The 24,753-nt window shown below is 37.3% G+C and carries 29 protein-coding genes and 2 pseudogenes; 1 reads left to right on the top strand and 30 read right to left on the bottom strand.

What is annotated here, in order from left to right; all coding sequences use genetic code 11:
- Positions 1 to 234 precede the first annotated feature (234 nt).
- The 19 genes and pseudogenes from QMD71_03155 to QMD71_03245 form a co-directional block, all read right to left on the bottom strand.
- The gene (locus QMD71_03155; GenBank protein ID MDI6839846.1) at positions 235 to 447 is read right to left on the bottom strand and encodes a hypothetical protein; all 213 of its coding nucleotides are present in this window, start codon (positions 445 to 447) and stop codon (positions 235 to 237) included.
- A gap of 149 nt (positions 448 to 596) precedes the next feature.
- Positions 597 to 761 carry a hypothetical protein gene (locus QMD71_03160; GenBank protein ID MDI6839847.1) on the bottom strand — a complete coding sequence of 55 codons (165 nt, stop codon included), beginning with the start codon at positions 759 to 761 and terminating at the stop codon, positions 597 to 599.
- Between the two features lie 68 nt (positions 762 to 829).
- Positions 830 to 1,756 (bottom strand): hypothetical protein, encoded by a 927-nt coding sequence (locus tag QMD71_03165; protein ID MDI6839848.1) that lies wholly within the window; start codon positions 1,754 to 1,756, stop codon positions 830 to 832.
- Between the two features lie 200 nt (positions 1,757 to 1,956).
- Positions 1,957 to 2,514 (bottom strand): nitroreductase family protein, encoded by a 558-nt coding sequence (locus tag QMD71_03170; protein MDI6839849.1) that lies wholly within the window; start codon positions 2,512 to 2,514, stop codon positions 1,957 to 1,959.
- Positions 2,515 to 2,548: 34 nt separating this feature from the next.
- Positions 2,549 to 3,334, bottom strand: coding sequence for an enoyl-CoA hydratase/isomerase family protein (locus tag QMD71_03175; protein MDI6839850.1), 786 nt, complete (start codon positions 3,332 to 3,334; stop codon positions 2,549 to 2,551).
- 3 nt (positions 3,335 to 3,337) lie between these two features.
- Positions 3,338 to 3,805 carry a hypothetical protein gene (locus QMD71_03180; protein ID MDI6839851.1) on the bottom strand — a complete coding sequence of 156 codons (468 nt, stop codon included), beginning with the start codon at positions 3,803 to 3,805 and terminating at the stop codon, positions 3,338 to 3,340.
- A complete protein-coding gene (locus tag QMD71_03185; protein MDI6839852.1) occupies positions 3,802 to 4,029 on the bottom strand; it encodes a hypothetical protein in 228 nt (75 codons plus the stop codon). Before QMD71_03185 ends, QMD71_03180 begins: the two co-directional genes overlap by 4 nt.
- Positions 4,030 to 4,041: 12 nt before the next feature.
- Positions 4,042 to 4,512 carry a DUF3795 domain-containing protein gene (locus QMD71_03190; GenBank protein MDI6839853.1) on the bottom strand — a complete coding sequence of 157 codons (471 nt, stop codon included), beginning with the start codon at positions 4,510 to 4,512 and terminating at the stop codon, positions 4,042 to 4,044.
- Positions 4,513 to 4,649: 137 nt separating this feature from the next.
- Positions 4,650 to 6,000: pseudogene (locus tag QMD71_03195) on the bottom strand (carboxyl transferase domain-containing protein).
- A 217-nt stretch (positions 6,001 to 6,217) separates the two neighbouring features.
- Complete coding sequence (locus tag QMD71_03200; GenBank protein MDI6839854.1) at positions 6,218 to 6,550, bottom strand: nucleotidyltransferase domain-containing protein; 333 nt, start codon at positions 6,548 to 6,550, stop codon at positions 6,218 to 6,220.
- Positions 6,523 to 6,918, bottom strand: a complete 396-nt coding sequence (locus tag QMD71_03205; protein MDI6839855.1) for a HEPN domain-containing protein — start codon at positions 6,916 to 6,918, stop codon at positions 6,523 to 6,525. The genes QMD71_03200 and QMD71_03205 overlap by 28 nt, the downstream gene beginning before the upstream one ends.
- A gap of 24 nt (positions 6,919 to 6,942) precedes the next feature.
- Entirely contained in the window at positions 6,943 to 7,332 is a 390-nt protein-coding gene (locus tag QMD71_03210) for a Zn-ribbon domain-containing OB-fold protein (GenBank protein ID MDI6839856.1), read from the bottom strand.
- Between the two features lies 1 nt (position 7,333).
- Positions 7,334 to 8,481: pseudogene (locus QMD71_03215) on the bottom strand (thiolase domain-containing protein).
- A 2-nt stretch (positions 8,482 to 8,483) separates the two neighbouring features.
- Positions 8,484 to 8,816, bottom strand: a complete 333-nt coding sequence (locus QMD71_03220) for a HEPN domain-containing protein (GenBank protein MDI6839857.1) — start codon at positions 8,814 to 8,816, stop codon at positions 8,484 to 8,486.
- Positions 8,813 to 9,001, bottom strand: a complete 189-nt coding sequence (locus QMD71_03225; protein MDI6839858.1) for a nucleotidyltransferase domain-containing protein — start codon at positions 8,999 to 9,001, stop codon at positions 8,813 to 8,815. Before QMD71_03225 ends, QMD71_03220 begins: the two co-directional genes overlap by 4 nt.
- A gap of 21 nt (positions 9,002 to 9,022) precedes the next feature.
- A complete protein-coding gene (locus QMD71_03230) occupies positions 9,023 to 10,069 on the bottom strand; it encodes a hydroxymethylglutaryl-CoA synthase (GenBank protein ID MDI6839859.1) in 1,047 nt (348 codons plus the stop codon).
- A 10-nt stretch (positions 10,070 to 10,079) separates the two neighbouring features.
- Entirely contained in the window at positions 10,080 to 10,367 is a 288-nt protein-coding gene (locus QMD71_03235) for a HEPN domain-containing protein (GenBank protein ID MDI6839860.1), read from the bottom strand.
- Positions 10,313 to 10,465, bottom strand: coding sequence for a HEPN domain-containing protein (locus QMD71_03240; protein ID MDI6839861.1), 153 nt, complete (start codon positions 10,463 to 10,465; stop codon positions 10,313 to 10,315). Before QMD71_03240 ends, QMD71_03235 begins: the two co-directional genes overlap by 55 nt.
- Positions 10,462 to 10,782, bottom strand: coding sequence for a nucleotidyltransferase domain-containing protein (locus QMD71_03245; GenBank protein MDI6839862.1), 321 nt, complete (start codon positions 10,780 to 10,782; stop codon positions 10,462 to 10,464). Before QMD71_03245 ends, QMD71_03240 begins: the two co-directional genes overlap by 4 nt.
- Positions 10,783 to 10,901: 119 nt before the next feature.
- Here QMD71_03245 and QMD71_03250 point away from each other — a divergent pair, with 119 nt between their 5' ends.
- Complete coding sequence (locus QMD71_03250; protein MDI6839863.1) at positions 10,902 to 12,140, top strand: kelch repeat-containing protein; 1,239 nt, start codon at positions 10,902 to 10,904, stop codon at positions 12,138 to 12,140.
- Between the two features lie 105 nt (positions 12,141 to 12,245).
- On the opposite strand, the gene QMD71_03255 is transcribed toward QMD71_03250, so the two are convergent.
- The 11 genes from QMD71_03255 to QMD71_03305 form a co-directional block, all read right to left on the bottom strand.
- Positions 12,246 to 12,833, bottom strand: coding sequence for a nitroreductase family protein (locus tag QMD71_03255; protein ID MDI6839864.1), 588 nt, complete (start codon positions 12,831 to 12,833; stop codon positions 12,246 to 12,248).
- A 46-nt stretch (positions 12,834 to 12,879) separates the two neighbouring features.
- The gene (gene mce, locus QMD71_03260) at positions 12,880 to 13,287 is read right to left on the bottom strand and encodes a methylmalonyl-CoA epimerase (protein ID MDI6839865.1); all 408 of its coding nucleotides are present in this window, start codon (positions 13,285 to 13,287) and stop codon (positions 12,880 to 12,882) included.
- A gap of 109 nt (positions 13,288 to 13,396) precedes the next feature.
- The gene (locus tag QMD71_03265) at positions 13,397 to 14,707 is read right to left on the bottom strand and encodes an acetyl-CoA hydrolase/transferase C-terminal domain-containing protein (GenBank protein MDI6839866.1); all 1,311 of its coding nucleotides are present in this window, start codon (positions 14,705 to 14,707) and stop codon (positions 13,397 to 13,399) included.
- Positions 14,704 to 15,825: an alanine dehydrogenase gene (locus QMD71_03270; GenBank protein MDI6839867.1), complete on the bottom strand. Its 1,122-nt coding sequence runs from the start codon at positions 15,823 to 15,825 to the stop codon at positions 14,704 to 14,706. The genes QMD71_03265 and QMD71_03270 overlap by 4 nt, the downstream gene beginning before the upstream one ends.
- Positions 15,826 to 15,917: 92 nt before the next feature.
- Positions 15,918 to 18,881, bottom strand: coding sequence for a DEAD/DEAH box helicase family protein (locus QMD71_03275; protein ID MDI6839868.1), 2,964 nt, complete (start codon positions 18,879 to 18,881; stop codon positions 15,918 to 15,920).
- 2 nt (positions 18,882 to 18,883) lie between these two features.
- Positions 18,884 to 19,306 (bottom strand): hypothetical protein, encoded by a 423-nt coding sequence (locus QMD71_03280; protein MDI6839869.1) that lies wholly within the window; start codon positions 19,304 to 19,306, stop codon positions 18,884 to 18,886.
- Complete coding sequence (locus QMD71_03285) at positions 19,303 to 21,480, bottom strand: DNA methyltransferase (protein MDI6839870.1); 2,178 nt, start codon at positions 21,478 to 21,480, stop codon at positions 19,303 to 19,305. Before QMD71_03285 ends, QMD71_03280 begins: the two co-directional genes overlap by 4 nt.
- Positions 21,481 to 22,011: 531 nt before the next feature.
- Complete coding sequence (locus QMD71_03290; protein ID MDI6839871.1) at positions 22,012 to 22,227, bottom strand: hypothetical protein; 216 nt, start codon at positions 22,225 to 22,227, stop codon at positions 22,012 to 22,014.
- 35 nt (positions 22,228 to 22,262) lie between these two features.
- On the bottom strand, positions 22,263 to 23,846 hold the full coding sequence (locus QMD71_03295) for a methylmalonyl-CoA mutase family protein (GenBank protein ID MDI6839872.1): 1,584 nt from the start codon (positions 23,844 to 23,846) through the stop codon (positions 22,263 to 22,265).
- A gap of 7 nt (positions 23,847 to 23,853) precedes the next feature.
- A complete protein-coding gene (locus QMD71_03300; protein ID MDI6839873.1) occupies positions 23,854 to 24,174 on the bottom strand; it encodes a four helix bundle protein in 321 nt (106 codons plus the stop codon).
- Positions 24,175 to 24,242: 68 nt separating this feature from the next.
- Positions 24,243 to 24,737 carry a biotin/lipoyl-binding protein gene (locus QMD71_03305; protein ID MDI6839874.1) on the bottom strand — a complete coding sequence of 165 codons (495 nt, stop codon included), beginning with the start codon at positions 24,735 to 24,737 and terminating at the stop codon, positions 24,243 to 24,245.
- Positions 24,738 to 24,753: the final 16 nt, after the last annotated feature.

A 24,753-nucleotide genomic window follows, 5' to 3' on the forward strand; every position in this document is an offset into this window, starting at 1 on the left:
GGCAAGAGATATAGAGCATAATAGAGAATATGAGGACATTCTTGCTGAACAATAAGGAGGACATTCTACCTTAACAGTAACAGAAAAAAAGTGAATTTTTTCTCAATATTTCTAACAGAAACCTTCTTAGTTATCTAAACTCCATATCAAACCTTATTCCGCTTGGAAAGTCTCGCGTTCTTAATCTCATTTATGATGCGATATTTGAGATGAAAGGAGGTCATCTCAAAGCCCTTATTGTATTATTTCAACAATGAGTTTTCTAGTAAAGAATTTTAAACCCTCTTTTTCTTCCAAATTTTCTCTTACTTGATGAAAAGTAACAAATACTTTTTGGTCATCTATCATACAAGTAGCTCCCATCCGGATCTCACCAGTATGAGTTTTTTCGTCAATAACATAAACAGCAATAGCAGGCAAAAGTCCAATGATGCAACCACCTAACACAAAAAGCCAATCAATAGGGTCTTTTTACGATAAAAGTAGTCTTCTACCCGTAAAATCACTTTTGGGGAAGTATTTTTCTTCGAGACAGAAATGTTATAATCCTCTAAGGCGTAGTTTATTATATTCCTTAATCTCATAACATCAAGTTTTCAAGTATTGTCTGTTATTTCTAATTGAATTTCTTTAGTTTGTATAGGTTTAACTCGTGGATAAATTTCAAAAAGAGTAATCGCGGAAGGTTCAAGTATTCCCAGTAGTGTATTGAGAATAATACAGAATCCCAATAATCCGACTATAAGAACAATCTTCTTCATAATTTCACCTCCTATAATTTCTCATGCTTCTTACGATTACTCCCAAAATTTCAAATTCTTTATTTTGACTACTCGTCTGTACTTTTCAGTTTACTGCCATCAAATAACTCATCTGATAGCCCGGTATTGATTTTTGCATCCCTGGTTTTTATCACTGTCTCAAATTCACCTCTTTCAACCATACTTTTTAACGCTTCCCTCTGCGGTTGGAGCATTTTCTCTACCATCTCACGCTGCTCTTCTGGCAATTCTTGCGGTCCTTTTTCCATCTCCTGTAACTCTTTTTGCATCTCTTCCCTTTCTTCTTCAGAGATTTCTGGTTTTCCCATCCCACCAATAGATATTACAGTTTGATATGGGATAAGCATCCCATCAAGTTTACGGTAATCTTCCAGCCTAACAGTGTATTTTATATTTTGTGGCTCCCCTTCTTCATCCAATTGCTTCATCTCACATTCTATTTTCCTAACAACCCAGTTATTTGCATCTACCCATAACTTGCCGCTGATTTTTTCGTCAGGGAGTTCACCTTTCTCCTTACTATACATTTCTATCAGTTGACGCATATCTTCTATCTTTAAAATATATGTCTTATATTCACCAATTTTACCCATACCTTCATATTTAGGGTTAACAAGAGTTGCGAATTGTTCATATATCTGGTAAGGATTACGGCTTGCTTTCTTATTTTTGGGCTCCCCGGATACAGAGTCAAGCCACCATTCATACACACCATCATAGATAGTGACAAATTTCTTACCCATTACCTCAGTCTCTGACCTTGTCTTGTATATTGGCTTACCAGCCAGAATTGCACGCTTCTGATAAAGTGTATACATATCTGTGACAATAGTAATATCATTTACACCTTTCATTTGTTTCTCGTATGCAGTTATCGCATTCTGTATAATCTCACCCGCTGTATATTCTTTTGCTAATGCAAGGATAGGCAGTATGCCGACAACTGCTATTGTATAAAGTATCTTCTGTTTCATCTTTACCTCCTATACTAATCGGTTAAATTCAACCTTCTTCTCATAAGGGATGAGAGAGGGGTTGTTTATCTCTTCATCCCCACTTTGCCACAATAAAATTGAGACAGCTCCAATTACTACCATAAGCCTCGCCTCCTTTAAAACTCATTTAACTGACTTTCTCTAAAATCTATTATTCCTCATTTTTATCCGAGAGTCTTCTACGAGTTTCCATATTTGTCCCAATAAAGTATCTTTTCTATACCAAGCCTTTCTTTTTCATGTTCTTTTAATTCTTCCTCAGGATAGCCAAGAGTAATTAAAGCTACAACCTTTGTACCTCTTGGTATTTTTAATATGTTTCTAACTGCACGCTCATTAAACCAACCAATCCAGCAAGTGCCTAACCCGAGCTCAGTTGCCATCAAAACCAGATGTTCTACCGCTATCCCCATATCAAGTAGATGATACTCAATCCCCTTTATACCAGCACCTACTCTGTGTGTAATAAAACTTAAATCAGCACACGCCACAATTATAATAGGCGCAGTCTTTGCCCATGCATTTGAGACTACTATTCCACCTAATGCGTTTTTTGTAATTTGGTCTTTAATATCTTTATCCTTGACTACAACAAACCGCCAGCATTGTGAATTGCAGGCAGATGGTGCAAGTCTTGCCGCCTCTATAATCTGCTCTATCTTATCATCTTCAACAGGCTTATCAAGATACGATCTGACGCTACGCCTCTTCTTAATAATATCCATCAACACTGCCATAAACTTTTAGACTAATAACTCTTAGACTTTTAGACTATTTACTCCACTTTGGCTTCCTTTTCTCAAGAAATGCTGCCATCCCCTCTTGTCCCTCTTCAGATACACGCAACGATGCAATAACTTTAGCTGTATATTTCTTGACTTCATCAAAACTCATCCCCGGTACATTTCCAAGTAACTCCTTACATACAGCTATTGCATTTGGACCACTTGAAAGTAGTTGGCTTACCAAATCATCCACTGCCTTGTCAAGCCCTTCTAGCGACACTACCTGATTAACAAGCCCCGCCTCTAAAGTCCTATCTGCAGTCAGCCTCTCACCTGTAAGAAAGAACTCTCGTGTCCTGCCTTCACCGCATTTCCTGATTACATACGGTGATATACAAGCAGGGATGAGACCGAGCTTGACTTCACTGAAGCTAAACTTTGCATCACTTGATGCAATTGCAATATCACATACAGCTACAAAGCCAGTCCCTCCACCAATAGCTGCACCATTAACCCTTGCAATAACTGGCTTAGGTAAAGAGTAAATAAGATAAAATAGTTCTGCTAACTCCAATGCTTCATTGAGGTTTTCATCAAACGAGTAATCTTTAACCCTTCTCATCCAGTTCAAGTCTGCACCCGCACAGAATGACTTACCTTCTCCTGTTAGCACCGCAACACGAACATCGTTTCTTGTCTTTATGTCTTTAAATACCTGTGTCAGTTCTTTAATCATCACCTCATTAAATGCATTATGGACTTCAGGCCGATTAAAAGTAACCCTTGCTACAAGCCCTTCTACTTTATAAGTTATAGTGTCAAATGTTCCCATACCTTATATAGTACTTTTTATCTTATTCAACCAATATACATCTGCTTTATCCCTTTCTCTGTATGAATTCTTTTTGCTCTCTATAAGTTTATCAATACTTAACACCGGAATTTCAACACCTTCTACTTTTTCTATCACTGTATCCTGGGTGGATGTTTCATAATTTATATTCCATAAAGTAGAGATAAGGTCTATCTCAGTCTTCCCTACAATCTTTACAGTTTGGCACTTTTTAAACTCGTCTTCTTTTAGCTCTCTTACTCTTGGATAGATATCTTTCAGTGCTTCCTTTATCCGGCGAATGTTCTCAGCCGCAGGCTCTATAATGAAATCACAGTCATTTGTAAACCTTTCCTGCTTGGAAATTTCTTCAATCCCATGTAATTTACACGCATATGCACCACAAACTATGTATTTAACATCGTATTTGTTAAATCTTTTGCATACCTCTAAGAAACTCTTATCTATCATTTCTTAGTAAGTTCTTCCCACGCTTTCATAACTCTACGGAATTCATCTTCCTGCTTTTCCTGTAAGTTCTTATACCGATAAATACCAGGGGGATAAGGTTTGACTTTTAATCGCATATATTCATATCTGTCAATTTCGTCTATTCTATTTTTTGTTATCCTATGGCTTAATTCCCATCTATTCTGTTCTTCTACTGTTTTAAATCTGTGAATTGAACTACTCATTTTTCTGCTTTCCTAATCCCGCAACTTATTTCCGCACCAGTGACAATTCTTGAAATCAGAGGAGATGATAATTGGATTACCACATTTTAGACAACGCCATTTTTTATCCTGGTCCAAAAGCCATTCTTTAACTTTTCCTTCTTTAATCATCTGGAGATTTCTCCTCAGGTCCATACCTATCCCATCGCAAATCTTGGCAAATTTATCAAATATTTGACAAGTACCGTATTCAACACATTCATAGCAAAAGTTTAGTTTTCTGGCATTCAAACATTTTAAAACCTTACAATTACTACCCCATTCCTTGTCATAAGACCATCCATAAACACCTATCGCCTGACAGCCTTCGCATCTAACTTCTTCAGGAGAACAATTATGCCTTTTTGCTATTTCTTTTTGGAGTTCTTTTGAATCTTTATATGCCCGATAAATCTCACAGATTCCACAGTAGAGACCGCATCTACCTATAAGATTTCCATTCACCAATTTTCACCTCCTTTATTTCTTGGCATTTCGCATAACTCAGTGATAAACGCATTGCGATTATCACTCTCCCGCTCAGTGGGATTATACACAATTAGGCTTATTTTTCACCTTCCCTGTGCAATCTGTATCTTCATTCACATTCTAAATACTCCAAACTTATGGTCCGGAATAGGTGCATTAAGGGACATTGAGATGCCTAACCCAAGCACTGTCCTTGTATCAACTGGGTCAATTATTCCATCATCCCATAGCCTGGCAGTTGAATAATAAGCACTGGATTGCTCCTCATACTCTCTTAATATAGGCTCACGCAGTTTTTCTCTCTCCTCATCAGTCAATTCCTTACCCTCTTTTTTAAGTGCTTCTATCTTCACATCTAAAAGAACATCAGCTGCCTGCTCACCACCCATCACACATATTTTAGCATTCGGCCACATCCATAATAACCTCGGTTCATATGCTCTGCCACACATCCCATAGTTGCCTGCCCCATAAGAGCCACCTATAATAACTGTAAACTTGGGCACATCTGCATTAGCGACTGCATGCACCATCTTAGCACCATCTTTGGCTATACCTTGATGCTCATACTTTTTACCTACAATAAAGCCAGTTATATTTTGTAAGAAAACAATATGCTGGCTCGCCAGGCTCTAAGCGCTCAAGGTCAAACTTCTTTGGTAGAGGTAGATTCTGGACAATATTTCTTGTTATCTCCAAAGCATGCTCATCATTAACCGCATAGTGGTCAGTAACACCCGAAATCCGACAGTGAACATCAGCACCACCAAGCTCCTCAACAGTTACTACCTCACCAGTAGCCGCCTTAACAAGCGGCGGCCCCCCAATATAAATTGTGCCCTCCTCTTTTACAATAACTACTTCATCACTCATCGCCGGCTGATATGCACCGCCAGCAGTACAGAAGCCCATAACTGCTGAAATCTGTGGTATGTTCATTGCCGACATGCGTGCCTGATTGTAAAAGATACGTCCAAAGTGGTATTTATCAGGAAAAGTGCCTGCCTGTAATGGTAAAAATATTCCACCCGAATCTACGAGATATATACAGGGGAGCCTATTCTCCATCGCAATCTCTTGCGCTCGTATATGTTTTTTAATAGTCTCAGGCACATAAGTGCCACCCTTAACAGTGGCATCGTGTGCAACTACCATAACTTCTCTGCCATGAACTACACCTATTCCTGTAACTATACCTGCACATGGGTGCTCGTTGTTATACATACCACAACTCGCAAGTGGTGATAATTCAAGGAATGGTGTATTTGGGTCAAAAAGTAGTTTCAGCCTATCCCTGACAAACAGCTTACCACGTGCCTTATGCTTCTCATGCATCTTAGAGGGCCCACCTTTTTTAACCTCAGAAAGCCGTTCCTTTAACTCCTTAACAAGCGACTTCAGGTGCTCCTTGTTTTCATTAAACTCTGAACTATTTGAATTTATCTTTGACTCTATCTTATACATAGCAACTCCCTGTTAAATTACAACATTAAATAAGTTTTTACTCAACGAAGTAGTAATTTAACTTACTCTAAACCAATCTGCTAAACCCACTGTAGTCAATGGGACTAAAATATCCGCTATCATACTTAAACTAATACTACCTTATACCCGTAGTATAAAATACCTGTTTTACCTTCCTCTTGAATCTTCCCATTATATCACCTTAATCTCTCTGCTTTCATCTTTCATAAATTATCTCCCCCCCTTTAGCATATTGAGAAATGGGAGAAACACCTTTTTTGAAATCTTCTGGCGACATAGTAATGATGTCGAGTGGAATTAAAAATTTATCCATTAACTTCCATTCTATATCTCCTAACATCCTTGCTCTTTCAAATATTCCTTTGCCACTAAAACTTTTGGAGATTATAACTATGTCAATATCGCTATCTCCTCTGTAATTCCCTCTCGCATAGGAACCGAATAAAATTATCTTATCTATCTCAAACCCACTGTTTTCTAATAGATTTTTCAAATACCCTATTATTTTTTCAATCTTTTCTTTAGCCATTTTAATATCTCCTTAGTGTTTTTGAGAATATCGTTCACTTTTTGTTTATTATATTCTTTTAACAAAACTCTCAATTCTTCGGGATATCTTGTAGGAATGCTAACACGATTAAGTTCTGTGACAAACTCTTTTAAGTTATCTGGAAGTGATAGTTCTATCTTTTTAACCAAATAAATAAGGTTATGAACTTTTGGTGGGAGCTCGTTTAATTTCTGAGTATACAATCCTTTCAACGCTTTCTCAATAGATAAATGGCACATAAAAACTGTATAAATATATCTGCCTGTCTTAAACATTGCTTCCGCTGTTTCTACATCATACTCAGCCTGCTTAAACCACTCATTAGGCAGTTTTAATTTTTTACCCATTATTTTAGCTAACTCAATTAGAACCTACTTCAATACCGCCTTATACCCATAGCACAGGATACCGGTCTTACCTTCCTCTTGAATTTTACGAAATACAAGTTTCACTTTCTTGCCAATTTCAACAGCTTCTGGCTTACAATCTACAACTTGTGTCGTCAATCGGACACCATCGTTTGTCTCAATTACTGCAATAACATAAGGTATCTGAGTTGCAAATTGCTCAGGTGCCACTCTGACTACTGTAAAAGTAACTATTTTACCTTCATCACTTAACTGCACAGTTTCAAACTCTTTTGACCTACATTTAGGGCAAATAAGACGGGGTGGAAAAAGTATCTTACCGCATTTCTTGCATTTACCTGCCTCTAATCTATATCTTTGCGGTATCTCTCTTGTATATCTTGGTGATGGCATATCAATAAACTCTAAATATATGGACTACAGACGATGCACCTGAGCCACCCATATTCTGAGTAAGCCCTATTTTGGCACCTTTAACTTGCCGCTTGCCAGCTACACCACGTAGCTGTTCTACTATCTCAACTACTTGAGCTACACCAGTAGCACCTACAGGATGACCTTTAGCTTTTAAGCCACCAGATGGATTAACAGGAATTTTGCCGTCCAGTGCTGTATATCCCTTTTCTGTGAACTCGCCACCCTTACCTTTTGGGACAAACCCTAACTCCTCAATAATACATATCTCAGCTATTGTGAAACAGTCGTGAACTTCAGCTCATCAATATCATCTGGCTTTAAGCCCGCCTGCTTAAAAGCTGTCTCACCCGCAACTCTAACTGCTTTCAATGAAGTTATATCCTCCCTTTGATGCAAAGCAATAGTATCAGTAGCTGCACCTGAAGCAAGTATCTTGACAGGTTTATTAGTGTATTTTTTTGCAACCTCAAGTGGACAGAGTATAACACAGGCAGCACCATCTGATACAGGTGAGCAATCCATCAATGTAAGCGGGTCTGATACCAGCGTAGACTTCACAACTGTATCTACTGTAATCTCACGCTGGAATTGTGCATTTGGGTTAAGTGCACCATTCTTATGATTCTTAACTGCCACAAGGGCAAGCTGCTCCCTCGTCGTCCCATACTTATGCATATGAGCTCTCGCAATCATTGCATATAAAGCTGGAAAAGTCATACCTTCATAAACCTCATACTCCTGGTCAGCAGCCGTTGATAATGCATAAGTTACATCTGCACCATCAGTCATCTTCTCTACACCACCTACAAGAACTATATCACTCATACCAGAAGCCACATCCATAAACCCATGCCTCAACACCATACCACCAGAAGCACAAGCAGACTCAATCCTTACGGCTGGAATAGGGGTAACACCTAAATAATCAGCCATCAGTGCTCCTACATGCTCCTGACCTACAAATAAGCCAGCAGTCATATTACCAACATACATAGAATCTATATGGTCAACTCCTGCATCATTTATCGCTTTGAGTGCTGCCTCTACAAATATATCACGAATTGACTTAGTCCAGAGCTCACCAAACTTTGTCATCCCAACCCCTATAATTGCTACTTCACACATACTTACCTTCTTTCTACTCCGCTACCTTCAAAAAAGTATTCTGGGTATCTTAGTTCCGTAGCATAGATAGTGAGTTCGTGAACTCTAAAGTCTCGTAACTTATCGAAATCTATATCAATTTCTTTGCATAAATTAATTATTTCAGATAAGTCATGAGTTTTTCTAAAAATCTTTCGGTGAAACACAAGGTATGCTTTGAGATACTTCTCAATGCATTGTTGACAATGAAAACAGATTGTATCAGTAGCAGGTTCTTGAGTATTTATTTCGTCTCGGGCAACTTTTAAGTCATTTTCCGCCTTCTTTATCCATTTCTTAACATCCTCTTCTTTCATATCTCTACCCCTTCTTTATGTGCGAAAAATGAAATACAACCAATACTGTTTTTATTAAGGAAATCCCAATCACTGCCTTGGTTGTAATCGCCTCTTGCCATACTGCCGAAAAGAATGATTTTTACTATTTCTAAGCCGTTTGTTTCTATCACTTTCCTAATTACTTTTACAGCAGTTTCTAACATATCTTTCGTCTTTCCCTTTAACTACTCATTCATTATTATCTTTCCCCTAAATTTAGCATACTGACCATAATCTAAGTATATACGGTTGGTCTCAAGCAGTTCCTTAACTTTGACTGCTTTATCCCTTACTTCATCAATTCTATCTGTAACTTTAAACACAAATGCATCACTGCCAGCACCTGACCCAAATGAGACAAGTAAAATAAGGTTGCCCACTTTTGCTACATCAAGGATAGCTGAAAACCCAGTAGGTGAAGACCCAGAGTAAGTATTACCCATCAATGGCACTATCCAGCCAGGTTCAATCTGCTCCTCTGAGAAGCCAAGTCTCTTGCCAACCTCCCTCGGAAACCTACCGTTTGGCATATGGAATACAGCATAAGTAAAATCACTTGGCTTAAGACCCGTCTTTTTAAAAATGCCATTACCTGCCCCCAATATATGCTTGAAGTAAGCAGGCTCACCGGTAAATCTGCCACCATGGCGTGGATAGAATGCACCTTCTCTTCGCCAAAAGTCAGGTGTATCAGTAGCAAAAGAATAAGTATCTATAACTTCTGCAATTACTTTATCTTTACCAAAAATGAAAGCTGACCCACCAGCAGAAGCAGAATATTCAAGTGCATCACCAGGTGCACCCTGTGATGTATCAGCCCCTATTGCTAATGCATACTTCATCTCATTTGCTTTAACAAGACTATATGCAACATACATTGCCTCAGTCCCCGCCTTACACGCAAACTCATAACTCGCTATGTGGACTTCAGGAGTTATACCAAGAGCCTCAGCCACCACTGTCCCCGATGGCTTCACTGCATAAGGATGAGATTCTGACCCTACATACACTGCACCTATTTCTTTTGGGTCAATATCTGCACGCTTAATAGCATTCTTAGATGCCTCAACTGATATAGTGATTGTATCCTCATCAATGCCTGGAACAGTCTTCTCTTTTAATAAGAGCCCACGCTTTACAGCCTCAGGGTCCATCCCCCATTGTTTAGCAATATCATCTACCTTAATCCTATATCTCGGCAGATACGAGCCATAGCCTACAATTCCAACCATTTTATTTATTTTACTCTAATTTTATCATTTCAAGATAATTTTTCAACTTCTCAACAAAATTCTTTGCTGTTTCTAACAAATCTTTAGCTTTTTCTTTAGTAAATGTAAAACCTCCACTATAATCTCCAACAACTCTCTTATCATAGGCGTCATTAAGTGCTTTTCCCAAATCTTTTTCAAAAATTCCTGTTTTTACAAAATGCTCACCAAACAAACTTATCACGCCTTTATGGGAGGAGGCACTCAAACCTTTAGGAAGAAGCACCGCTTCCGCCATAAAAACATTGCATAATAACACCTGGAAGCACAGGAATCATAATCCTCAATATTTGAAGTATGTTCGGCTGTGATTAGGAATTTCTCTGCTTTTTCTATAGGATCTCTTATTTCTTTCAAACTCTTACACCTTCTTTCTTTACATTCAACATCAATGGGGAATTGTAATTTTCAAAGAAATATTCGGGAACTGCTATAACCGAAACAAATTTACCTTCTTCAAGAAGCATGTCAAACAAAAGGTCACTCAAGCCTCTTCTAACCTCAAAAGGATTAAGGGACTCATCAACCACTACAAGTATATCAACATCTGAATCACTTACAGCTTCCCCCCTTACATGAGAACCATACAGTATGATATGTTTGATCTTTCCTCCATACATCTTTAACAAGTGCCCTTTTATTCGATTCACTAAATCTTTTACTCTCGCATCCATTTTCTTCACCTCTTAGCAGGGTTCAGTATACCATTTTATTCCAATTTTATCATTTGTCAAAAGAAAATTTCTTGACTTTTATAAAATAGTTAGTAAAGTTATTTTAATAGGGGGAAGAAATGAAAAGAGTATTTATAGGGATAATTTGTTATTTTATAACAAATGGATACGCTTTTACACAGGGTATGGATTGGGTATGTGCGACAGACAGTGCACCATGGCATGGAAGAGCATTCCATTCATCAGTTGTATTTGATAACAAGATGTGGATTATAGGCGGTGGGTGTGAAGAGGGTGGGATGGTATTAAATGATGTCTGGTATTCTTCTAATGGAGTCAAATGGGTATGTGCTACAGAGAATGCTGAATGGCTGCCAAGATGGGGACATACATCAGTTGCATTTGATAATAAGATTTGGGTTATTGGAGGACTTGATGCTAATTTTGAGTTTAAAAATGATGTCTGGTATTCTTCTGATGGAACTAAATGGGTATGTGCTACAGAGAATGCGGAATGGTCGCCAAGGATTGCACATACATCAGTTGTATTTGACGACAAGATTTGGGTTATTGGTGGATTTGGCTTTCCTTTTGAGTTTAAAAATGATGTCTGGTATTCTGCTACCGGAGATAGTTGGACACTTGCTACAGATAGTGCTGAATGGAATCCAAGAGCTGCACATTCATCAGTTATATTTGATGACAAAATTTGGGTTATTGGTGGATTTGACACCACTTTTATGGTTACAAACGATGTCTGGCATTCTACTAATGGAATTAAATGGGTATGCGCAACAAATGACGCAGAATGGAGTGCAAGATATAGTCACTCATCAATCGTATGTGAGGATAAGATTTGGGTTATTGGGGGAATAGATGACTACGAGTATATGAACGATGTTTGGTACTCAGATAATGGAAGCAATTGGTTATGTGCAACAGAAAGTGCACAGTGGTCACCAAGATATGCACATACATCATTAGTATTTGATAACAAAATGTGGGTCATTGGAGGTGAAGAAATAATAGGAGACAGTGTGAGTTATCCAACTGATGTATGGTATTCAGTTATTGCAGGAATTACAGAAAATAATGTCCAATCAGATAGACTCTATCTTAATGTTACACCAGTTATTGCAAGAGACTATGTAAAAATAAGATACAAAAATAACGGGGATGTAAAAATATTTAATATATTAGGGAATACGGTAAGGAACTTTAAAACCGTAGACGACAGAGATGAAATAATTGTAGAATTAAAAGATAACAATGACAAAAGATTACCTCAAGGTGTATATTTTATTCAACTTAAAACCAAAGCTACCAGTGCAACTGCTAAATTCATAATCATGCAGTAGCGTAAGATATTGATAGCTCAATAAACTTAACAACTCCCATTTATCAATTAAACTTTTTATTTAACTTTTTGTAATTTGGATTTTGTAATTTGGCATTTATCCGCCTTAGGCGGATTTACCGTATCTATCTTTATACACAAATGTAGATAGTTCCTTCCTCAGCGGTGGCTCCGGATATTCAGCCGGATAGCCGACTGGCATAAGCTCAACTACAGCAATACCATCTGGGACACCAAGTATTTTAGCTGCCTCTTTTGCATCAAATGCACCTACATGGACTGTACCAAGTCCATATGAATATGCGGCAAGTGTCAGATTTTGCAGTGCTAATGCGACATCAAACATAAACCAGTCCCCTTTATCTGTCCTCGGCTCACCTTTATAGAAGCCAGCCTTCTTAAGCTCGGCACAAGCTACAAGAACAACAGGTGCCTCAACAATACCGGGACGGGCAGGATTACGCTCAGATAAAGTAGTAACAAGCCTCTCCTTTACTGATTTATCTCTTACTACAATAAACTCCCAGCACTGAGTATTTGCCCATGAAGGTGCCCAACGAGCAGCTTCAAGTAACTCATTTAGTAAATTATCAGCAATATCATCAGGCTTATACTTCCTTATACTACGCCGCTTCTTAATTGCTTGCATTACATCTCCACAGGTCATACGACCCGTATGGAATCCTTCGGACATAATCCCTCCTTAAACTTTTAGACTTTTAGACTATTAGACTTTTAATTTACTTCTCACATAGCTCAATAAGTACACCATGAACAGCACTCGGGTGCAAGAATGCCACCTTCTTAGTAAATGCACCCTTACTTGGTACTTCGTCTATTAATTTAATACCCTTAGATTTAAGCTCAGTTAATACTTTTTCAATATCTTTGACTTCAAAGCATAAATGATGTAACCCCTCCCCTTTCTTTTCTAAAAACTTCGCTATTGGACTATCCTCTCCTATAGGTTCAATAAGTTCAATCTTAACGCTACCTGCATCTCCACAGGATCCTTCGGAAAGCACAGCAACCTTAACCTTCCGATAATCTACTTTAGCAAACTTCTCAACTTTAAGTCCAAAAGAAGCCCAAATCTTAATCCTATCCTCAATACTCCTCACCGCTATCCCAATATGGTCAAGTTTCATCTTTCACCTATCGTAGGGGTTTGATTTATCAAACCCAAACTTATTGGGCACGATAAATCGTACCCCTACATTTAAAAACAAAATGCCATGAATGTGCGAACTCAATTAACTATAGCAATTTTCTTTTCTTTGCTTCCTCTTCAAGCCATGGCCTAAACTTTGGGTGTGCTACTTTAATTAAGGACTCAGCACGCTCTCTTAAGTTTTTGCCATGTAAGTATGCGACTCCATACTCTGTAACCACATAATGGACATCCGCCCTTGTTGTTACCACTCCTGCACCTAACTTAAGTGATGATACAATCCTTGATACTTCACCCCCTTTAGCTGTTGATTGTAATGCAATTATAGGCTTACCACCTTTGGATTGAGCCGCACCACGAATAAAATCTACTTGACCACCAAACCCAGAATATATCTTAACCCCAATTGAGTCTGCACAGACCTGACCCGTCAAGTCTACTTCAATAGCAGAGTTTATTGCAACCATCCTTTCATTTTGTGATATTATAAACGGATGGTTTGTATAATTTGCGGGATGTAGTTCAAATACAGGATTATTATGTGCATATCCATATGCTCGTTTTGACCCCAATATAAAAGTAGCAATTACTTTGTAAGGGTGTAAAGTCTTCTTTGCACCAGTTATTATTCCAGCTTCAATAGCCTCTATTATACTGTCAGATACCATCTCAGTATGTATACCGAGGTCTCTTTTATCTTTCATTGCCTTAAGGGCAGCATTTGGGATACCACCTATACCAAGCTGAAGTGTGGAACCATCCTCTACAAGGTCTGCTATATGAGCGCCTATACTCTTCTCTGTATCAGTTAACTCTTTTACAACTAATTCGGGTAACTCCTCTGAGACTTCCACAATTTTATCCACCTGAGACACATGAATAAACGAATCACCAAGTGTCCTCGGCATCTTATCATTAACCTGTGCTACCACAAGATTAGCAGTCTCAGCCGCCGCCTTAGATGCTAAACACTCAACTCCAAAACTCATAAATCCATGCTCGTCAGGAGGTGAAAGATGCAAAAGGGCAACATCAGGTTTCATAGCACCTGAGTAAAACAGGTCCGGTATCTCGTATAAGAATACAGGAATATAGTCAGCACGCCCCTCATTTACTACTTTCCTATCTGCAGGTCCGACAAAAAGTGAGTTGTGTCTAAAGTGACCTTCCATATCAGGCTTTGAAAGCGGGTCTTCACCAAGCAAAAGGACATGGGTTATCTCAACATCATATAGCTTATCTTTACGCTCGGCGAGTGCATCCAGCAACTTTAATGGAGTAGCTGCATTCCCACTTATGTACACACAGTCGCCACTCTTTATCACAGAGACTGCCTCTTCAACAGAGACAAGCTTCTTCTTGTAATCGTCAAACCAGCTTGAGGTCGCACCTCTCATTTTATGTACTCCTTCTTTATACTTCCTTTATAAATATAAACCCCTCTATTAAGAGCCGAATCCTCTTTTAACGCTTTATCTATTCCAAACTTAACTATATTCTTAAGGTATGGAAGAATTGCCCCGGTTAGCGCATGAGTTGAAGTCCTCGCTACAAGTGTTGGCGTATTAGGCATACAGAAGTGGATTACACCTTCCACTGTATACACAAATTTGCCAGCCGGTGCAAGCTTAGCTGTCTCAACACACCCACCTTGGTCTATGTCAAAATCTATAATTACCGCTCCTTTCTTCATAGATTTGACCATATCTTTAGACACAAGGATAGGTGTCCTTTCACCGACCACAAAGACTGCACCTATCAAAACATTGGCAAATTTGACAAGTTTCTCTATGTTATACTTGGTAGCAAAAAGTGTAGTCACCTTGTGTTCCATATGACAAGCAATATCTTCCAACTTGTCACGACTTATGTCCATCACATATACATTAGCACCAAGACCGGCAAGACTCTTAGCTGCATTACAACCTAATGTGCCACCACCAAATATGACAACCTCAGCCGGTGGGACACCGGGTATGCCACCAAGCAAGATGCCACGCCCACCACTTGAGGACTCAAGAAGCCTTCCCGCTATCTGCGGTGCAAGCTTACCTGCTATCTCACTCATCGGGATAAGGACTGGAAGCTTACCATCATCCTTCTGAATTATCTCATAACCAATAATTGTAGTCTTTTTATTAATAAGCACATCTATCAGTGCTTTTGGGGCAGCTACAAGATTAAAAAAGCCCATTATAACTTTACCTTCATCTCCACAGGTCATACGACCCGTATGGGATCCTTCGGAAATAATTTTATACTCCAACTCTTGCGGCTCCCTCACTTTAACGATTATTTCAGCCCTCTTATAGACCTCGTCTTTAGAATACACAATCTTAGCACCTACAGTCTCATAATCAACATCTGTAAACCCAACACCAGAACCAGCACCACTCTCAACATAAACAGTTGTGCCAAGCTCAATAAGCTCCCTCACGCCCATGGGAGAGAGTCCTACCCGATACTCTGGTATATCCTTAAATATAGGCAACTCCTTCGGTACCCCTATAATCATTTAAACCTCCTCACCACTTTATGACTTTTAGTCTATTACACTTTTAGATTTCCTTATTAAAAATCAAACCTGACACCAAAGATTCTCATTAATCATGCCATCGCTTCTAACATCTTTTCAATGTTATCAAACCAATATTGTTTATACTCAGTAAGAGCTTTCGAAACGTCCTCTGGTCTTAGGAGCAATTTTATTCTGACTTTGAATCCGTTGTGATTAAAAACCCTTTCTTCTCCGTTTTCCTCGAATAATGCTTTATACCCATCAATTTTCCTGTAAGCACTTGTATGTTCTGTCCCCTTTGGATCAACAAAAACAATAAAGTAGTTATCTCCTTTCTTTAACCAGAAAATAAAATCTGGGTAAAATCTGCTGATTTTATTCACATTAGGATTATAATACGGAATATAAATTTCGTCTAAACTTTCATCCAATTTGCTAAACAACCACCAATCGAACATTTTAAATTTGTTAGCATTTTTAACTAAATAATTTTCCAAATCATTAATGAACTTTACCTCGCTTGAAGTCTTGATAACGTGCTTGATGTAATCTATCTTTTCGTCATCAGACAGTATAAGTGGAAGGTAGTAATGATTAGCAATGTACTTAATTCTCAGTTGTTTACTTTGATACTCTACTCTTTCCTCTCTGACCATCCGAGCAGATTCCTTGATACCTTCCGTGTATTGTTCTAAAGTAATTTCCCTACGCCCGTATTTCTCCTTCAACTCTCTTTCCAATACAGAGGGGTCTTTGAATTGGCGGATAGCTTCAATTTTCTTTTGTATTTCGTTGATATCTTTCAAATACACCCTGATATTCTTAAAATGTTTTATCTCTTTCTCTAATTCTTTAAGCCCTTCAAATTCCTCTGGAACGACACTGAGGTAATCAAAAAATCTTTGAATAAGCAAATCTACATTTTTAAAACCTTTTTCACCAAACTTAAAATTGCTTTGATTATTCAATCTCCTTCTTAAAAGTTCTATTTTTATGGGTTCTGTGTTATATCTCATCAAGAATACTCTGTCATCTGGGACAAACTCATTAAATTTATTAAGTACCTCAAAATCCTTAGTGGAAATCTCAAACTTTATTGGTTCTTCGGTCTTCAAAAGAGGATAATTTGCTGATTTGTATGTTGGCACCAGCAATTTATGTTTTCGAGCCTCATCATTCACAAAGAGAGAAAGTTGAGCCTCCCCCTCTCTTTTTCTTTCTCTCTCCAACTCCTGAACTACTTTAGCTAAAGCACTCCTGTTTGTTGCAAAAATAAATAGAGTTTCTATTGGTAAGACTTTATTTTTGATTTTGTTGAATAACTCCTCCCCATCTATCTCCTTTGCATTGTAAACTTGTAATAACCTCTTTCTTTTGTCCCTTATTGGTTCAATTCTTACTCCTCTCCCAACAGATTGTAAAATAAATTTTTTTGCATCCTCTCCCATTCCTATATTGATAAAATTGATTACATTGGGTCTATTAGAATCCCACCCTTCATAAAAACCACGAGAGCCCATCAAGATATTGATCTCAGAATTTTCTCTATTCAAATTTTCAAAATAACTTTCATCTTCAAATCTTTCTTGAACTTCGTATCCTGCAAGTTTTTCTTTTAGCCATCCTGATATATCACCTATTTTTATCAATGCAAAATGTTTATCGCTTGTCTTTAACTTAAACGCCAGCTCCTTCTTATTGGATGGTCTTCTTAAGATTTCAATTTCTCCACCTGATTTTGAGTTGTAAACATAGTTCAAAATATCTTCTTTTGTAATGTTTTTAAAAATTGTTTCGTCTATTTTTATTTTCCTGCCATCTTCAAATATAAACTCAGGCTCTTGCTTTAACTCATCCCATAGTTCGTTAAGAGCATTCTTAAAAACTTCTTGTTCAATCTCTTGTTTTCCAATTTTTTCAAGTTCTCTAAAAAACAGCTTTAGGTCAGCATCTTCCTTATTAACAGAGTTGACAAGGGTCAAAAGCAATGGCTTATGATATAAATCTGATCGGATATTCTTAATATCTTCATAAAATTTTTTCACATAAGTCAGAAGGATTAATGATTTTAAGACTATCTTCTGCTTCTCATCACCGCTATAATCTTCCTCATTTCTAAATGCCCTTATTTCTTGCTTTAAAATAGTAATGTGCTTTCCGTATCCAGAATTTATAAAACTTGATAGGTTAAATTCAAAAGCACATGTGATAACATCTCTTGGGTCTATAAAGGTTGCTGAGGAATTAAATAGAAACCCCTGTCTTGATAGGATGGAATAAATATGCTGTCTTTTTGACTCTTCCTTATCTCCTTTATGTGCCTCATCGAGAAAAATATACCATTTCCCATCGTTGTCGTAATTTTTGAAGTCTATAATTTTTTCTTTCTGCTCATCACTTAAGTTATCTGAGCGGTAATAAAATACGGTAATCCCGAATAATGTTGGTTGTCTTTTAACCTCAGGATAATCTTTGAGCTCTTTTAGAATTATTCTGGGTTCGTTTACATAGTTGAATTCATCTACATGGTGTTTAAGTTGCCCTATTAAGTCGTCCCTGTGAGTTAAAATTAGAATATCGTATAGTGGAATTTCTTTTCTTTTAATTAACTCTGCTAAAATTTGGATAAGTTTAATGATAACAAGGCTCTTTCCACTTCCTGTTGCCATCCAAAAACACATCCGATTGATAAGATGCTCATAAGGGATTTTCCCATCTTCTCGAGGATAATATCCTGTAAGAAGGTTATAGATGTTCCTTTTCCTCTTATCTAACTTAATATCTAAATTTTCATCTAATCCATTATCTTTATACCAGTTGAAAAACTTTTGTTTTCTTTCTTGATAGATTTCTAATCTTTCACCGTCTTGATAATCTACAAAATCTTCAAAATACTTCCAGATAACCTTTACAGCATTTTTAACTGCCTCTTGCTGATAATCCCAGAGTTTCTTGTTCTTGGAAAAACTCTCCAAATCAAAAGAATTCCAGTTAGCAGGTAAATCTTCAAATCTTAAATCTTCAATTATGTCCTGTAAGAATATTCTTACCATTTTTACCACCAGATTAAAGGTTTAATGAGTTTGTAATCTAAATTTTTAAGGTCTATTTTTTCTCCATCCTCAAATTCCACTTCATCAGCAGATATTCTCTTTATCCACTTTCCTAAAATGTTAGAAAGTGTCTCTGGAACGTCTATGTTTGGATAAAGTTTTGATAAATCCACCTTTACTTTATTATTCTCATAATCTATTTCTAACGCAGAAAGCATTTTCAAATCCCGCATAAAAACATATTGATTGTATGGGTCTTCATAAGGATTTTCAAATAAATCTGAATCCTCATATTTCGCTCTCCTTAAAGTATCCTCGTATTGCTCAAGTTCGTAGTATTTGAAAAATCCTCCACCTTGCCAGTTTACTTCTTTGGAGATACCACAAGGTTCATGATTGCCTTTACCTGCCAACACTTCTTTCATTCTCGGAAGAATAGTATCATAAAAATAGTTGCCCATTTCAATCCCAAGCCATTTCCCCCTAACTTTTGCATTACTGCGGTGGTCGTTCCAGAACCCAGGAAAAAGTCCAATATTAAATTTCGTTTTTCGTAATTCGATAGCTCCATTACTTTATTAATAAATGCTTCGGGTTTTTTACCGCTTCCAAAATAAGCAGGACCTTCATATCCAGTTCTATTGAATTCATTAACCATATCAAAATAGTTTGGATAAGGTATCTCTTTGATTTCACGTTTATTTACTGGAATCCCTTGAAAATAATCACCATTGTTCCTTTTTGATGACTTATCAGGGATACAAAAATAACGGTAACCTAATCCATCATTTCCCATCTCATGAACTTTAAATAAGTAACCTCTATAATTTTCAAAATTCGGTTCGAGATACTTTACATAAAATCTCCCACTAGAATTCCCTTGTCGAATAGACCCTCGTATATTGATTCTTTTTAGCTGTTTTTCGCCTGGATTTAGCTGTACAAATTCATATGAACCAGGTTTAAATACCTCCACTTTTTTACTGCTGAAATTCAGAACTAAATCTGCTCTCTTTTGTTCTTTTACTTGCCAAATGTATTCATTTATTGATGTATTCTCCTTTTTTATTTTTTTAATCATATGATTTTTACTTTTTCTATAATATAAAAGATTCTCTACAACTTCATGGACTTCCTTGTCACCTTTCAGTATTCTTTCTTCATGTCTAACTTTAATAACAAAATTTGCCAGGTAATTAGCGTCAGTAAATACCATATCTGTAATATGCTTTAAGTTATAAAGTTCATTTTCATTAATACTTACACAGATATTTCCTGTATCTCTTAGAAATTCTTTTGCCATTTGTAGCCTATTTAATATCATTGTTAGCCAAGTAGAATGTTGAAACTTGTCTTTATAAATAAATTCATCACTGCCAGTATTATAAGGCGGGTCAATGTAAATCGTCTGCACCTTTTCTTTAAACTTCGGCAAGATCGTTTGCAATGCTTGATAGTTTTCGCTTTTTATCAGCCAGCCATCTAAGGCGTTATCTAAATCGTCAAACAAGCCTAAAATTTCAAGTTCTAAATCCTTAAAGTATTTTGTATCAATTGGCAGATGCTGGTATTTAGAATTTAGAGATTCTTCGCTATCGCTCAGAATGTCAGAAGAGGCGAAGTTATCAGCCACAATCCCTAATTCTTTCCAATCTTTTACCTGTTCATTAAAGTTCTTGTGATTTAATATTTTCTCTACAACTTCAATGCTTTTATCTGCTATCTTATCCAGAGTTATCACATAGTTTGAGTTTAAAGCAAACTTTGGCTTATTCCAGATTTTTACAAGCTCGTCTTCAAATTGAGAAATAAAATTAATTATCTTAAATGCTATATCTTTTAAGGTTTGTAATTGTTTTATCCTTTCTTCTGTCCAATCGCTTTCACCAGAGAAAACATACTGATAAAGCCAGATATTAAATTGCTCTTTTAAAAATTCTTTTGCATTTTTGTTGATGAAAAAATCTACCTCGCTCTGCTTCTCAAAAACTCTAAAAGCATTCTCTAATATATCATCCGTTATTCTTATCCCTTCTTTCTTTAATGTCTTCAAAATCTCATCAATTTTTGTTATCTTACCTCGCTCAGAATAAGAAACATTGAAAACAATTATCCCATCATTCCTTTTCTTTTTAAATTCAAAAATTATCTCTTTTTTCTCAAAGGCTTTCTTATGCTCTAATCGTGAGACATCAAAGAAGAATTTGAAACCGTCTATTTCTACTTCCAGATTTTTAAACAACCTATCAGTTTTGACATAATAAAGCATATGCGTTTTCCAGAAGAGCATCGTATCTTTATCATCGGTATATACATTCTCATAGACATTTTGATGAATTGGGGTATATCTAAAATAAATAGAACCGCTTTCTGAAAAATAACGATTGAAGAAGGTGTAGAGTTTATCAAAAAGCTCTTCTCTAAATCCTGGAAACGGATTTAATGCCTCTTCTAAGTCCTTTTGAAGTTTTGGAAAGATACCTTTTTCATAGTATCTTGATTTAATCCTCATCAAATTGATGTATCCAGATTCTCCTTCTACCTTTGCACCTACAAAGATGTCTTTTAATGCGTTATAGAATTTTTCTTCCTTAGTCATTTTTACCTCCTTTTATCATTGCGCCGGGCATTTCATAAACGGATTGCGGATAAGGGAAGTTCAGATTTTCCGAATTTGGCGGAGCGAGGCATAGTCGTATGTCCGCTGTTGTCCGAGTGCGATGGCATCGAGCAATCCAAAGGATTGCGAGAGTTCCGAACCCTGCTCATATTTTCCCCTCTTTTTCAATGAGAGAGAATATCATTTTAGTTGAAATTCCCTTAATATCTCCTATCTCTTTCAACCTCATATCCATTTTTATATTTTTATCGCCCCTCTCGTCCAATCACTCCATTATTTTAATATAATCACTAAAATCCCCTTGTCAAGTTAGAAATTCTTAATACTCCAATTTTTCTCATTCCTTAAAAATCAGCATATACAAGGAGCAAACTCCATAATCTCCTGCACCTCCAGTATTTAGATTTTAGGAGATACCTCATAAATTTCAACTAAAATTAGCACACCTTCTGGTTTCTATGTCAACTACTTCAAAATTGTCCGCCTCTTTTTCTTCTTCAGCATGGCGTGTCAACTCATAGTGACCGCCTCGTATTTTCTCTCTTTAAGACTCCGTGCCTGCACCTCAAGATGCTTATACCGCTCAAAATCTGCAATATCCTCAACTACTCCTTCTTTCCATTTATACCTCCTTTTACTCAAACATATTAACAAAATTTCGTGAAGAGAAAACTTAGAGGTCTCACCTTTAATCCACACATCACTATCATTTTCTTGCTTCGTCATTCGACATTCGCCCTGAATCAAGTTCAGGGTCGTCATTAAAACACAAACTTCTCTTTGTATTCACCAAACACTTCCCTTAATACACTACAGATCTCACCCAATGTAGCGTAGCACTTGACACAGTCAATGATTGGTTCCATAAGGTTGCCATTATCTTCTGTTGAACCTCTGCCCTGAGCAGAGCGAAGGGAAAGTGAAGCATCTCGAAGAGTCTTTAAAGATGCATTCACTTTACGATTATCCCTTGTTGACTTCAACTTTTTTAGTCTTACTATCTGCTCTTCTCTTACCTTTGGGTCTACTTTCAGTATATTTTTAGTGTAGTCCTCTTCACCTTCTACAAATCTGTTAACCCCAACAACTACTTTTTTACCACTCTCAATTGCTTTCTGGTATTCATACGCACTATTATGAATTTCATGCTGAAAGTAACCAATCTCAACTGCCTTTAAGGCGCCACCAATTGAGTCTATCTTGTTTATATACTCCATAGCTTTTGCTTCAATATCTTTAGTAAGCGATTCTATATAATAAGAACCACCAAGTGGGTCAATAGTGTTAGGGACACCGCTCTCATATGCAATTAGCTGCTGTGTCCTCAATGCAAGCCTAACCGCTTCTTCACTTGGCAATGCGAGTGCCTCATCCATTGAATTAGTATGTAAACTCTGTGTGCCACCAAGAACAGCAGCAAGTGATTGGAATGCAACTCTTACAGCATTGTTTTCGGGCTGCTGAGCAGTCAATGTACAGCCGGCAGTCTGGGCATGAAATCTCAGCATCCATGACTTTGGGTCTTTAGCATTAAATCTTTCCTTCATTATCTTTGCCCATAGCCGCCTGGCAGCACGAAATTTAGCTATCTCTTCAAAGAAATCGTTGTGTGCATTAAAGAAGAATGATAGCCTTGGTGCAAATGAGTCTACGGTAAGCCCACGCGCAATAGCTGCCTCTACATAAGCTATAGCATTAGCAAGTGTAAATGCAAGCTCCTGTACTGCAGTTGCACCTGCCTCTCTTATATGATAACCGGAGATTGAGATTGTATTCCATTTAGGTAAATATTTACTACAATACTCAAATATATCTATTGTAAGCCGCATTGATGGGACAGGTGGAAATATATATGTGCCACGTGCAATGTATTCCTTTAATATATCATTTTGAACAGTGCCCGAAAGTAGCTCCCTTGATACACCTTGCTTATTAGCGACTGCTATATACATTGCAAGTAGTATAGGAGCAGTTGAATTTATTGTCATTGAAGTGCTTACTTTATCAAGAGGGATGCCATCAAATAAAGCCTCCATATCCAAAAGTGAATCAATAGCGACACCAGTTTTACCAACTTCTCCCTCAGAAAGTGGATGGTCTGAGTCGTAACCCATCTGAGTCGGTAAATCAAATGCTACTGATAGCCCTGTCTGTCCCTGTGCAAGTAAATATTTATATCGCTTATTAGACTCCTTTGCACTCGCATAGCCAGCATACTGACGTATAGTCCATAGTCTACCACGATACATATTAGGATAAATACCACGTGTAAATGGATACTCACCAGGAAACCCAATGTCCCTTAAGTAATCTAAATCTTTTATATGTTTAGGAGTGTATAACATTGAAAGTCTAAAAGTTCTTAACTTTTGAGATTAACACATTTAACATTTTTATTATTTCATTTAACAAAGCTATCTGGTCTCTCACTATACTCTTATCAAGAAAACTAACCTCCCTACATTTAATATACCAATCTCGACTCTCGGTAGCTTCCCCTTTTGCCACTCCTAAGTGATAACTAAATTCTTTACGACTTTTTCTACCAAACTCCTCTGCTATGTTAGCACTGATAGAACCGACAGCTGATATAAGTTGATTAGCAATTATCTTTGCCGCAACAGTTGCTGGAAACTTCTCAACATCTTTAACAGCAAGGGCAAACAGTTCCACAGCCTTCTGCTAGACAACTAAGTCCTGAAACTTTCTCACCCTCTCCATACTTTTAGACTCTTAGACTCTTATTCTATTATTACTAATGTATCGCCCCCATTTACCGTCATCCCCTGTTTGACAAGTACCTGCTTAACAAGCCCATCTCTTGGTGCCTTCATCTCATTTTGCATCTTCATCGCCTCAACTATCAAAAGACCACTACCCGCTTTTACTGTATCACCTGGCTTTACCCCTACTTCTATAACTAACCCTGGCATGGGAGCAGTGACCTTAACTTCACCAACATGAGTAATCTCAGGCTTGAGTTTAGTGAGTGCTTGTACTTGCTCATCCTCAACACTTACCTTGAATCTCTCACCATCTACCGAAATAGTATTCTCATCCTCAATAATAACATCATACGACTTGTTATCAACTATCAGTGATAAATGTGAATTACTGCCAACCTCCACAACAGTAGCTTTCATAGGCTTGTTATCTATATAAACTTTGAATCCATTACCTTCTTTTTCTAACTCAACTTTGAACTCCTTATCATCAACTTTAGCAATATATGCCATTTATACTGTCTTACTT

The sequence above is a fragment of the bacterium genome (genome assembly GCA_030018315.1).
Classification (GTDB): domain Bacteria; phylum Hydrothermota; class UBA3073; order JACQXS01; family JAGMCI01; genus JASEGA01.